Below are 12686 nucleotides of genomic sequence, written 5' to 3'. Positions count from 1 at the left end.
GGCACGCGGAGACCTCCGCGACCAGCCACGAACCACCCGCACTCCGCCGACAACACCAGGCCCCGAGCTCTCACCGGCCTACCCTGCGGAGCGCCTAAGCTAAGAAGCGCACAACTCGGTCAGGGTTACGAAGGGTCGGTAATGGTGAGCGCGTCGGGCACGGCCGCGGCCGGTCAGGTCGAGCACATGCTGCGCCAAGTCACGCCCGGGCGTTACGACGCCTACGAGGCGCTCCTGCGCGCCCTCGCGACCCCGTCCTCCGGCCGGATCTGGATGCTGCTCTGGCACGGCCAGGCCGGCTCCCCCGACGCGCAGTACGGAAACATGCAGGTCGACGGGTACGGCTACGCGCCCTGTGTCACCTCCGCCCAGGAACTGTCGGTCAGCGGCTGGAACAGGTCGTACGAGGTCGTCGACGGCCTCGACGTGGCCCGCACCCTCTACCCGGACCAGTACGGCCTCTGGCTCAACCCGCACTCCCCGGGTGGCGGCGTCGGCATCCCCTGGCTCGACCTGCGCCGGATCGCGGCGGGCCTGGAGCGCCAGCCCGCCGGCCCGCTGCGGCTGGCCGAACCCGGCATCGAGATCCCGCAGTTCTACGCCCTCCTCTCGCAGAACGCCCACCGCACCCCGGCGGTCCGCTCCCTGCGCCGCGCCTGGGTGCAGCCGGCGCTCGGCGCGCCGTATCTGGCCATCGGGCTGGACGTGTACGACACGTCGCCGCCCGCCGTGGACTCGGTGCGCGCGATGATGCAGCAGTCGATCGGCGCGGTCCCCGACGGGCTGCCGGTGTCGACGGTCGCGATGTCGGACGAGCGGGACCCGGTCGTGATGTGGCTGCGCGCGAACGCCCGGCCGTTCTACGACCGGGAGGCGCACGCGATCGCCGCGCCGCCCCAGACCCCGCAGGCTCCGGCCGGTGGATACGGGTATCCGCCGGCGCGGGGTCGTTACTGAGTGGATCTTCACACGTACGGCCGAACTCACGCGCCACGGTCTCCGCGCGTAGATAGCGACGGATAGTCGCGATAGGGTTTGGATGTCCCTTCTGTACCAACTGCGCCGCGTCCGAGGGGCGTTACCCGCTGTTCGGATAACGGAATCCACAGGACAGCATCACGTTTGCGCATACTTTCGCCGACAGGTCTTTCACGTGATCGCCGAATCACTGAAGACTCGCCTGTCAGACGATGGGGTCATCGATCCTGCGGTCGGCAGCGCATGGCTAAGTCGACTAATCAGCACGGATCGTCAGCAGGAACGAACAGTCGGTTACCCGGGCCGCACCATCTGCGGCCCGTACCCGGCGAGCAAGTGAATCAAGCCGCAGACAGCGGCAGGCGTAGGCCGGTCACCACCGGCGAGAGGGGTCGGGTCACTGTGACCGCACCGATCGAGACCACCGCAGCGGCAACCGAGGTACAGCCGGAGGCTGTGCTCGTCGGTGCCGGCAAGGGGCAGATCGAGGGCCGTTCCCTGGGGCAGATCGCCTGGTCCCGGTTCAAGAGGGACAAGGTGGCGGTCGCCGGTGGCGTCATCGTCATCCTGCTGGTCCTGGTCGCGGTCCTCTCCCGGCCCATCCAGGCGCTGTTCGGCCTCGATCCCAACGCCTTCAACCAGGATCTGATCGACCCCAACAGCTCCCTTCCCACGAGCGGCTTCGGCGGCATGAGCTGGGACCACCCGCTCGGTGTCGAGCCGAAGTTCGGGCGCGACATCGCCACCCGCATCATCGAGGGCTCCTGGGTCTCGCTGGTCGTCGCGTTCGGCGCGACGATCCTGTCCAACGTGATCGGCACGGTCCTCGGTGTGGTGGCCGGCTACTACGGTGGACGGGTCGACACGGTCATCAGCCGACTGATGGACACCTTCCTGGCCTTCCCCCTCCTGCTCTTCGCCATCGCCATCTCCGCCACGCTCCAGGGCGGCGCGTTCGGCCTTGAGGGGCTGCCGCTCCACATCAGCGTGCTGATCTTCATCATCGGTTTCTTCAACTGGCCCTACCTGGGACGCATCGTCCGCGGCCAGACCCTGGCCCTGCGCGAGCGCGAGTTCGTCGACGCCTCCCGGGGGATGGGCGCGAAGGGGCCGTACATCCTCTTCCGCGAGCTGCTCCCGAACCTGGTCGGCCCGATCATCGTCTACTCGACGCTGCTCATTCCGACCAACATCCTCTTCGAGGCCAGCCTGAGCTTCCTGGGCGTCGGCATCCAGCCCCCGCAGGCGTCATGGGGCGGGATGATCAGCGAGGCCGTCACCTACTACGAGGTCGATCCGCAGTTCCTGATCGTGCCCGGCCTCGCGATCTTCGTCACCGTGCTGGCGTTCAACCTGCTCGGCGACGGTCTCCGCGACGCTCTCGACCCGCGCAGCCGCTGATCAGCGGCTGCGCCGAGAGTCCATCAAGATTTCCAACAATGGAGGAAGCAGACCATCATGCGAAGGTCAGCGCTGGCCGCGGTTGCGGCCATCGGTTCTGTGAGCCTGCTGCTTGCAGGCTGCAGCAAAGCCGATGACAACGAGGGCAATGACGGAACGAAGTCGGCTGGGGCCAACGCAGCGACCAAGGACGTCGTCAACGCCTCGACCAAGAAGGGCGGGACGGTCACCTACGAGTACTCCGACGTCCCGGACTCCTTCGACCCGGGCAACACGTACTACGCGTTCATGTACAACCTCAGCCGGCTGTACGCCCGCCCGCTGATGACCTTCACGCCCGGCGCGGGCGAGAAGGGCAACGAGCTGGTCCCGGACCTCGCGGCGAGCCCGGGTGTGCCGACCGACGGCGGCAAGACCTGGACGTACAAGCTGCGTTCGGGCCTGAAGTACCAGGACGGCACGGCGATCACGTCGAAGGACGTGAAGTATGCCGTGGAGCGCTCCAACTTCGCGCGTGACGTGCTCTCCCTCGGCCCGAACTACTTCCAGCAGTTCCTGGCCGGCGGCGACAAGTACAAGGGTCCCTACAAGGACAAGAGCGCCGGGGGCCTGGCCTCCATCGAGACGCCGGACGACACCACGGTCGTCTTCAAGCTCAACCGCGCCTTCCAGGAGTTCGACTACCTGGTCGCCACGCCGCAGACGGCTCCGGTGCCGCAGGCCAAGGACACCGGTGTCGACTACGTCAAGAGCATCGTGTCCTCGGGCTCGTACCAGTTCGAGAGCTACCAGGACGGCAAGCAGGTCACCCTCGTCCGCAACAAGAACTGGGACGCGTCGACCGACCCGCTGCGCAAGCAGTACCCGGACAAGATCGTCGTCAAGCTGAAGGTCAACGCCGAGACGATCGACCAGGACGTCCTGGCCGGTAACGCCATCGACCTGGGCGGTACGGGTGTCCAGGCCGCGACGCAGGCAAAGGTCGTCAACTCCGCCGACCTGAAGGCCAACACCGACAACGCCTATGGTGGCCGTCTCGTCTACCTGGCGATCAACACCAAGCTCGCGCCGTTCGACAACGTCGCCTGCCGCAAGGCCGTCGAGTACGCGGTCGACAAGGTCTCGGTGCAGACCGCCGAGGGCGGCCCGATCCGCGGTGACATCGCCACCACCGTCCTCCCGCCCGACATCCCCGGCTACGCGAAGTCGGACGTCTACGCCACCACCGGCAACAAGGGCGACGTGGCCAAGGCCAAGGAGCAGCTCCAGGCCTGCGGCAAGACGACGATCAGCACGAACATCTCCGCGCGCAGCGACCGCCCGGCGGAGATCGACGCGGCCACCGCGATCATCAACTCGCTGAAGGCCGCCGGCATCAACGCCAGCCTGAAGCAGTACCCGTCGGGCAAGTACTTCACCGACAACGCGGGTGTCCCCGAGTTCGACAAGAAGAACAACATCGGTCTGATGATGATGCAGTGGGGTGCCGACTGGCCTTCCGGCTACGGCTTCCTGCAGCAGATCCTGCACGGTGACGCGATCGGCGCGTCCGGCAACACCAACCTGTCGCAGCTCGACAACCCCGATGTCAACAAGACGCTGGAGACGGCGATCGGCACCGAGGACAAGGCGGCGCGTGACGCCCAGTACACCGAGGTCGACAAGAAGGCCATGGACGAGGCAGCCCTCGTTCCGCTGACCTACTTCAAGGTCCTGCTGTACCGCCCGGCCGGCTTCACCAACCTCGTCTCCTCCTCGGCCTTCAGCGGTCAGTACGACTACCTCAACATCGGCACGACCAAGAAGTAGCCCCGGAAGGCAGGTGAAGGCATTGGTGCCCGCGGGCTTAGCGGCCCGCGGGCACCAGCGCCGGTCCCCGTGATCTCGTACATCCTCCGCCGGATGGCCGCGGCAGTGATCCTGCTGCTGGTCGTCACCGCGGTCACCTTCGCCATCTTCTTCGTACTGCCGCGGTTCGCCGGTCAGACCGCCGACTCGCTGGCCCAGCAGTACATCGGGAAGAACCCGTCGGCGGCCGATATCGCCGCGGTCAAGCACAACCTGGGACTGGACCAGCCCCTCTACGCCCAGTTCTGGCACTTCATCAAGGGGATCGTGGTCGGTGCCACCTACGACCTCGGCCCCACCACGGCGCACTGCGACGCGCCCTGCTTCGGCTACTCCTTCAAGACCCACCAGGCGGTCTGGCCGGAGCTCACCTCCCGCATTCCGGTGACGGTCTCGCTGGCCGCCGGTGCAGCGGTGCTCTGGCTGGTGTCGGGTGTCACGGCCGGTGTGGTCTCCGCGCTCAAGCCGCGCTCGTTCCTCGACCGCACCTTCATGGGCATCGCCCTCGCCGGCGTCTCGCTGCCCATGTTCTTCACGGGCAACCTCGCACTGCTGCTCTTCACCTACCAGTGGCCGATCTTCGGGCGCACGTACGTCCCGTTCACCGAGAACCCCGCGGAATGGGCCAACACCCTCTTCCCCGCGTGGTGCTCGCTCGCTCTCCTCTACTCCGCCATCTACGCGCGGCTCACCCGCTCGGGCATGCTGGAGACGATGAACGAGGACTACATCCGTACGGCACGCTCCAAGGGCCTGCGTGAGCGCAAGGTCGTGGTCAAGCACGGACTGCGGGCCGCCCTGACCCCGATCATCACGATCTTCGGCATGGACCTCGGTCTGCTGCTCGGCGGAGCCGTGATCACCGAGAGCGTGTTCTCGCTGCCCGGCATCGGCCAGTACGCGGTACAGGGCATCACCGACAACGACCTGCCCAAGATCCTCGGTGTCACCCTGCTCGCCGCTCTCTTCGTCGTGATCGCAAATCTTCTGGTGGACCTGCTCTACGCGGCCGCCGACCCGCGGGTGAGGCTCTCGTGACCGAACTGTCCAGGACCGGCGCCGCGGTGGGCGAACCCTCGCCCTCGAACGCGCCCAGTGCCTTCCTCGAAGTCCGCGACCTCAAGGTCCACTTCCCGACCGACGACGGCCTGGTCAAGTCCGTCGACGGACTCAGCTTCCAGCTGGAGAAGGGCAGGACCCTCTCCATCGTCGGCGAGTCCGGCTCCGGCAAGTCCGTCACCTCGCTGGCCATCATGGGCCTGCACCGGCTCGGGGCACGCGGCAAGAACGTGCAGATGTCCGGTGAGATCTGGCTGGACGGCAAGGAACTGGTCGGCGCCGCCCCGGACGAGGTGCGCAAGCTGCGGGGCCGTGAGATGGCGATGATCTTCCAGGATCCGCTGTCCGCGATGCACCCGTACTACACGATCGGCAACCAGATCGTGGAGGCGTACCGCGTCCACCACGACGTCAGCAAGAAGGTGGCCCGCACCCGGGCGATCGAGATGCTCGACCGGGTCGGCATCCCCGAGCCCAACAAGCGCGTCGACGGCTATCCGCACGAGTTCTCCGGCGGTATGCGCCAGCGCGCGATGATCGCGATGGCGCTGGTCAACAACCCCGAACTGCTCATCGCGGACGAGCCGACCACCGCCCTGGACGTGACCGTCCAGGCGCAGATCCTCGACCTGATCCGGGACCTGCAGAAGGAGTTCGGCTCCGCGGTCGTCCTCATTACCCATGACCTCGGCGTGGTCGCCGAGATCGCCGACGAGGTCCTGGTGATGTACGGCGGCCGGTGCGTGGAGCGCGGTCCGGTCGACGAGATCTTCGAGCAGCCGCAGCACCCGTACACCTGGGGTCTGCTCGGTTCCATGCCCCGCATCGACCGGGAGACCTCCGACCGGCTCATCCCCGTCAAGGGCCAGCCGCCGAGCCTCATCAACGTCCCCTCGGGCTGCGCCTTCCACCCGCGCTGCCCGTACGCGGACATTCCCAAGGGCGACGTCACCCGTACCGTGCGCCCGGAGCTCCAGCAGGTCGCCGGCGGGCACTTCTCCGCCTGTCACCTCTCGCCGGAGGACCGTACGCGGATCTGGACCGAAGAGATTGCGCCGAAGCTGTGAGTACTGCATCCTCCCGGGGGACGACCCCCGGACCCCCAGCAGAAGAGCAGGTCGGCCGGGACAGTCGGCGCGACCTGGCCACCGACGAGCGTGAGGTACTGCTCAAGGTCGAGGGCCTGGTCAAGCACTTCCCCATCAAGAAGGGGATCCTGCAGCGTCAGGTCGGCGCGGTGAAGGCCGTCGACGGCATCGACTTCGAGGTGCGCAAGGGCGAGACCCTCGGCGTGGTCGGCGAGTCGGGCTGCGGCAAGTCGACCATGGGCCGGGTCATCACCCGCCTCCAGGAACCGACCGCCGGCTCGATCCACTTCGAGGGCCAGGACATCACCCGGCTGAACGCGGCCGGGATGCGTCCGCTGCGGCGGGACATCCAGATGATCTTCCAGGACCCGTACGGCTCCCTGAACCCGCGTCACACCATCGGCTCGATCGTCTCGGCGCCCTTCCGGCTCCAGGGCGTGGAGCCGGAGGGCGGGGTGAAGAAGGAGGTCCAGCGCCTCCTGGAGCTGGTGGGCCTGAGCCCCGAGCACTTCAACCGCTACCCGCACGAGTTCTCCGGCGGCCAGCGCCAGCGCATCGGCATCGCTCGTGCGCTCGCCCTGAAGCCGAAGCTGGTCGTGGCGGACGAGCCGGTGTCCGCGCTGGACGTGTCGATCCAGGCGCAGGTCGTGAACCTGATGGACGACCTCCAGAAGGAACTCGGCCTGACCTACGTGATCATCGCGCACGACCTGTCCGTCGTACGCCATGTCTCGGACCGGATCGCCGTGATGTACCTCGGCAAGATCGTCGAACTCGCCGACCGGTCCTCCCTGTACGAGGCGCCGATGCACCCGTACACCAAGGCCCTGATGTCGGCGGTGCCGGTACCGGACCCCAAGCGCCGGGGCGCCAAGAGCGAGCGCATCCTGCTCAAGGGCGATGTCCCGTCGCCGATCGCGCCGCCGAGCGGCTGCCGCTTCCACACCCGGTGCTGGAAGGCGACGGAGATCTGCAAAACGACCGAGCCCCCGCTCCTGGAGCTGAGGCCCGGCCAGCAGGTCGCCTGCCACCACCCGGAGAACGCGGCGGACCAGGCCCCGCAGGACACCGAACTGCTGACGGCGGCCCGGGAGGCGGTGGAGCTGGTACCGGACTCGGTGGCAGCGAAGCCGACGGAGAAGCCGGTGGTGAAGTCGGCGGACAAGGTCGCGGAGACACCGGTGGAGAAGCCGGTTGCCGAGGCGCCCGCCGACGCCGCTCCGAGTGACCCTCAGGAGTCGACCGGCAAGTAGGCATGACGAGTTGGCAAAGTCATGTACATGGCTGAACGGGAGAGCGCAGAGTCGTACGTGTCCGTCTTATGTGACTGGTACACGCTCGAAAGGGACGACTCATGGCACTCTCCCGTTCGGCACGTTTAGGGGCCGTCGCCACCGCGGCGGCCTCTTTCCTTGTCATCGCCGCTTCCTCCGCCCCGACCCCCGGCGCCGACGGCATCGGTGACTCCTACTTCCCGCAGCTCGGCAACGGCGGCTTCGATGCCCGTCACTACGCCCTCGACCTCGCGTACAACCCGGACACCGACCGTCTCGACGGCCTGACGACCATCACCGCCCGCGCCACCCAGAACCTCTCGTCCTTCGATCTGGACCTCCAGAAGCTGGAGGTCACGCGGGTCGAAGTGGACGGCAGACGCGCCCAGTTCACGCGCGAGGGCGACGAGATCCGCATCACGCCCCGCGGTCACGTGTCCAAGGGGCAGGACTTCGAGGTCGCCGTCACCTACGGCGGAGTGCCCGAACCGCTGGGCGGGCCCATCGTCTTCGGCTCCAGCTACGGGTGGATGAAGACAGACGACGGCGTCTTCGTCGCCTGTGAGCCCAACGCCGCCTCCACCTGGTTCCCGTCCAGCGACCACCCCGCCGACAAGGCGGCCTTCGACATCCGGATCAAGGCGCCGAAGGGGCTGGCCGCCGTCTCCAACGGCCGGCTGGTCTCGACGTACGACAAGGGCGACTCGACGTACACCCACTGGCGCGAGAAGAAGCAGATGGCGACCTACCTCGCCACCGCGACCATCGGGAAGTTCGACGTCAAGACGGGCGTCACGCCCGGCGGTACGCCGATCTACGTGGCCATCGACCCGGTGCTGGCCAACAGCAACAGCGTCGACGTGTACGCGGTGACGGCCGAGGCCACCGACTACTGGTCGCAGGTCTTCGGTCCCTATCCGTTCGAGGAGACCGGCGCGATCGTCGACGACATGCCGGCGGCCGGGTTCTCGCTGGAGACGCAGACGAAACCGGTCTACTCGGCCGTGCGCAGCGAGACGACCATCGTGCACGAGCTGGCCCACCAGTGGTTCGGCGACTCCGTGTCGGTGGACCGCTGGAAGGACATCTGGCTCAACGAGGGGTTCGCGACCTACTCCCAGTGGCTGTGGGCCGAGCACAAGGGCACCCGCTCGGCACACGACTCCTTCCTCGCCGGGTACAACGCCCGCCCCGCCGACAGTGCCTTCTGGCAGACCGTCGTCGGCGACCCGCAGCGCGACACCATGTTCGCCTCGGCCGTCTACCAGCGCGGTGCGATGACCCTCCAGACGCTCCGTGAACGCATCGGCGACGCCGCTTTCTTCCAGCTCCTGCCCACCTGGACCAGGCTCCACCGGTACGGCAACGCGAACACGGACGACTTCGTCAGGCTCGCGGAGAAGATCAGCGGGAAGCAGCTCGACGACCTCTTCCGGACGTGGCTCTTCACGACCGGCAAGCCTGTCATCTAGCAGTCAGGCCACCTGGCCATCTGGCCTTGTTTTGTAAGGCGCACACCCGGTTCTGAGTAAGAATATGGGGGTGATCCAGCAGCTCTTCAGCCCTTCCGTCCAGCACACCCTGGACCTCTTCGGCATCTTCGTCTTCGCGATCTCCGGCGCCCTGCTCGCCGTCCGGAAGAACTTCGACGTCTTCGGGATCGCCGTACTCGCCGAGGTCACCGCGCTGGGCGGAGGGCTGCTGCGGGATGTGGTCATCGGGGCGGTGCCCCCGGCGGCGTTCACGGATCTCGGGTACTTCCTGACGCCACTGCTCGCCACCCTGCTGGTCTTCTTCCTCCACCCGGAGGTGGAGCGCATCCAGGCGGGGGTGAATGTGTTCGACGCGGCGGGGCTCGGGCTGTTCTGTGTCACGGGCACGGTGAAGGCGTACGACCACGGTCTCGGCCTCACCGCCTCCGCCGCCCTCGGGCTCGCGACCGCGGTGGGCGGCGGAGTGCTGCGTGACGTGCTCGCCAACGAGGTTCCCTCGCTGCTGCGGTGGGACCGTGACCTGTACGCGGTCCCGGCGATCGTCGGCTCCGCGCTGGCCGTCCTCTGTATCCGCTACGACGTGCTCAACCCGTTCACCAGCGGGTTGGCGGTCGTCACGGCTTTCGTACTGAGGCTGCTCGCGATGCGGTTCCACTGGCGAGCTCCGCGCGCGTGGCACCGGCGGTCGACGGCTCGTGAGGATGAGTCCGCCGGGTAGAGCCGGTCGCGGAGCCGCCGTAGGCCTTCCGGCCGCCCGCGTCGAACTGCTGGGTCAGCCAGCGGAACACCGTGGTGATCTGGGGCCGCCACAGGGCCATGTTGTGGCCTCCGTCGCTGCGCGGCAGGTACACCACGTCCACCGCCGTCGGCGGCTTCGCCACCCTCTGCAGGGCCAGTCCCGCCTCGTAGCCGTCACCGGACTCGCCGGAGACGTAGAGCGCGATCGCGGGCGGGACGCGGTCGTGCTTGAGGATCAGGTACGGGTTGTTCGCCGCCCTCAGCTGCGGGGTCCGGGCGGCCAGTGAAAGGGGTTCGCCGGCCGGGTCGTTGTAGCCGGACATGGACACCGCGGCCCGGTAGCGGTCGGGGTGCGCGACGGCGAGCTTGGCCGCGCAGTGCGCTCCGGCCGAGTACCCGGCGACGGCCCAGCCGCCCGGGCCGCCCTCGGCGCGGAAGTTGTCCGTGACCATCTTCGGTACGTCGACGCTGAGCCAGGTGTCCGCGTCGACCCGGCCCGCGATGTTGGCGCAGCCCGTGTCCGCGTCGGCGATGAGGGTCGTGCGCGGCGACACCAGGATGAAGGGTGTGATCTGGCCGCTCTTCATCAGCGGCAGCAGTTGCTGGGGCGCGTGCAGCGAACCGAACCAGGACTTCGCCGAGCCCGGGTAGCCCGGCAGCAGCTCGACGACCGGGAACCTGCGGTGCCGGTAGGCGGCCTGGTGGTACTGCGGCGGCAGCCAGACGTAGACCTCGGCGTCGACGCCCGAGACCTGGCCCCTGAGGTCGGTGACGTCGACGCCACCGGCCGCGTGCATGCCCGGCCCGTCGGCCTCGCGGAACGTCTGCCTCACCTTCGGCAGTCCGCGCAGCGAGATACCGCCGGTGCCGTCGGGACCGAGGTCGGCGGCGGCCTGGACGTGGTCTCCCGTACCGAGGAGGTCGCCCCAGGTGTCGTACAGGTTGTTGGAGTCGTTCACCAGCAGGAACACCAGGGTGACCGCCGTGGCCTGGGCGAACAGCACCATCAGCAGCCGGGCGGCGCCACGCACGAGCGCGGGCCCGCGCACCCGGGACCAGAGGGCGAGGGGCAGCAGTACGGCGACGGCGACGAGCGCGATCGTCGTGAGGAGGAACGGCGTACCGGTGAGGCTCATGTCTGTGAGGAGGACGATCCGGCGCCGGAGGTCACGGCCGCGGACGAACCCTTACCCAAGACATTCCGGGCACTTACCAAGCGGTGGTCCTGCCCGCCCCATCGAGAAAGCTACCGCTTAGTATTTTCCTGCTGTACCGTGCACACATGCCAGAAGCAGCTTCCGCGCAGACCGCGCGAGCCATCATCGGCGACAGCGAGTTCGACCGCGACACCGCCGTCGTCCGGCGCGCGCCCGGTGTCTACGACACGGAACTCTCCGCCGGCTGGACCGTCCTCGGCGCCGTCAACGGCGGCTATCTGCTGGCGGTGCTGGGCCGCGCGCTCGCGGACACCCTCCCGCACGGCGACCCGTTCAGTGTCTCCGCGCACTACCTCACCGCGTCCCGCCCGGGTCCGGCCGTCGTCCGTACGGAGGTGGTCCGCAGCGGACGCTCGCTGTCGACCGGCACGGCCTCGCTCTTCCAGTACGACGACCAGGGCCAGGAGGTCGAGCGGATCCGTGTCCTCGCCTCCTACGGCGACCTGGACGCCCTCCCCGACGACGTCCGTACGACCGCCGAGCCGCCCGTGCTGCCGCCCATGGACCAGTGTTTCGGCCCGCAGGCTGCATCTGATATCCGACTACCGTCGGGTGGCCCCGAGCCGGTACCCGGCGGCTCCGCCATCACCGACCGGCTGATGCTCAGGCTCGACCCGTCCACCCTGGGCTGGGCGCTCGGCGCGCCCTCCGGCAAGGGTGAGATGCGGTCCTGGTTCGGGCTCGCCGACGGCCGTGACGCCGACCCGCTCACGCTGCTCCTCGCCGTCGACGCGCTGCCGCCGACCGCGTTCGACATCGGCCTGTCCGGCTGGGTCCCCACGGTCGAACTGACCGTGCATGTGCGCTGCCGGCCCGCCCCGGGTCCGCTGCGGGTGTCGATATCGACCCGCAACCTGGCCGGCGGCTTCCTCGAGGAGGACGCCGAGGTCTGGGACAGCGCCGACCGACTCGTCGCCCAGTCGCGGCAGTTGGCGAGCGTACGGCTCGGATGAGGGCCGCGCGGCGGCTTCTGTCACGGCCCTGTACCAGCGGGTAGTCGGCTCTGGTGGGCTCTCGGGAGAGAAATCGCAGGTCAAGTGCGTTCATATAGACGTGCTTTACCTGACGCACAGGCAGAGAACAGGGCGTGCTCAAGGAAGCACTAGGTGTCGTTGATTCGATGCCCGCCTCGAAACTCTTTCATCTTCCTGGAGTTGTTTCTCATGAAGCGTGTGCGTCTCGTCCCCGCCGTGGCCCTGCTGGCGCTGTCCCCGCTGCTCGCCGCCTGCGGTTCCGGTGACTCGTCGTCCTCGAACACCGGCAACTCCGGTACCTCCGGACAGAGTTGCCAGGCCCCCTCCGGCGCTCCCTCGGGTGCGCCCAGCGGCGCCCCCTCGGGTGCGCCGACCGACGGTGCCTCAGGGGCGCCATCGGGTGCGCCGACCGGAGCGGCTCCGTCCGGCGCTCCCTCGGGCATGCCGACCGGTGGTCCCGGCGGCGGTGGCGGCCAGGGCGGCGGTCAGGGTGGTGGCGGTGGCTGTGGTGGTGGCCCCGGTGGCGGCCAGGGCGGCGGGCAGGGCCAGCAGGCTCAGCAGCAGGGCTGACGACAGGCCCTGGGGGCCTCGCGGGTACGGCATGGGCGGCGCGCCC

The 12686-nt window shown here is 68.3% G+C and carries 11 protein-coding genes; 10 read left to right on the top strand and 1 reads right to left on the bottom strand.

Translation table 11 applies throughout. The features are described from left to right. The first annotated feature begins 144 nt into the window (after window positions 1-144). The 8 genes from ACW4TU_RS12510 to ACW4TU_RS12475 all read left to right on the top strand — a co-directional run bounded on the left by ACW4TU_RS12510 (window position 145) and on the right by ACW4TU_RS12475 (window position 9859). A complete protein-coding gene (locus tag ACW4TU_RS12510) occupies window positions 145-957 on the top strand; it encodes an enhanced serine sensitivity protein SseB C-terminal domain-containing protein (protein WP_457430056.1) in 813 nt (270 codons plus the stop codon). Between the two features lie 423 nt (window positions 958-1380). Continuing rightward, window positions 1381-2379 carry an ABC transporter permease gene (locus ACW4TU_RS12505; protein WP_457427572.1) on the top strand — a complete coding sequence of 333 codons (999 nt, stop codon included), beginning with the start codon at window positions 1381-1383 and terminating at the stop codon, window positions 2377-2379. A 57-nt stretch (window positions 2380-2436) separates the two neighbouring features. Continuing rightward, window positions 2437-4188: an ABC transporter substrate-binding protein gene (locus ACW4TU_RS12500; RefSeq protein WP_457427570.1), complete on the top strand. Its 1752-nt coding sequence runs from the start codon at window positions 2437-2439 to the stop codon at window positions 4186-4188. A gap of 69 nt (window positions 4189-4257) precedes the next feature. Then, entirely contained in the window at window positions 4258-5265 is a 1008-nt protein-coding gene (locus ACW4TU_RS12495; protein WP_457427568.1) for an ABC transporter permease, read from the top strand. Then, on the top strand, window positions 5262-6353 hold the full coding sequence (locus tag ACW4TU_RS12490; RefSeq protein WP_457427566.1) for an ABC transporter ATP-binding protein: 1092 nt from the start codon (window positions 5262-5264) through the stop codon (window positions 6351-6353). The genes ACW4TU_RS12495 and ACW4TU_RS12490 overlap by 4 nt, the downstream gene beginning before the upstream one ends. After that, on the top strand, window positions 6350-7627 hold the full coding sequence (locus tag ACW4TU_RS12485) for an ABC transporter ATP-binding protein (protein ID WP_457427564.1): 1278 nt from the start codon (window positions 6350-6352) through the stop codon (window positions 7625-7627). The genes ACW4TU_RS12490 and ACW4TU_RS12485 overlap by 4 nt, the downstream gene beginning before the upstream one ends. Window positions 7628-7728: 101 nt before the next feature. Beyond that, window positions 7729-9120, top strand: a complete 1392-nt coding sequence (locus tag ACW4TU_RS12480; RefSeq protein ID WP_457427562.1) for a M1 family metallopeptidase — start codon at window positions 7729-7731, stop codon at window positions 9118-9120. Window positions 9121-9190: 70 nt separating this feature from the next. Then, complete coding sequence (locus tag ACW4TU_RS12475; RefSeq protein WP_457427560.1) at window positions 9191-9859, top strand: trimeric intracellular cation channel family protein; 669 nt, start codon at window positions 9191-9193, stop codon at window positions 9857-9859. On the opposite strand, the gene ACW4TU_RS12470 is transcribed toward ACW4TU_RS12475, so the two are convergent. Further along, complete coding sequence (locus ACW4TU_RS12470) at window positions 9756-11015, bottom strand: alpha/beta hydrolase (RefSeq protein ID WP_457427558.1); 1260 nt, start codon at window positions 11013-11015, stop codon at window positions 9756-9758. The two genes, ACW4TU_RS12475 and ACW4TU_RS12470, sit on opposite strands and share 104 nt — an antisense overlap. Before the next feature lie 146 nt (window positions 11016-11161). Between ACW4TU_RS12470 and ACW4TU_RS12465 the strand changes: the two genes are divergently transcribed. Beyond that, entirely contained in the window at window positions 11162-12049 is an 888-nt protein-coding gene (locus tag ACW4TU_RS12465) for a thioesterase family protein (RefSeq protein WP_457427556.1), read from the top strand. Window positions 12050-12259: 210 nt separating this feature from the next. After that, window positions 12260-12640, top strand: a complete 381-nt coding sequence (locus tag ACW4TU_RS12460) for a hypothetical protein (protein ID WP_457427554.1) — start codon at window positions 12260-12262, stop codon at window positions 12638-12640. The last annotated feature ends 46 nt before the right edge of the window (window positions 12641-12686 follow it).

The organism is Streptomyces kryoterrae, from assembly GCF_054072135.1.
Note: the sequence above shows the minus strand (reverse complement) of the source record. Positions and strands in the feature narration are given on the sequence as shown.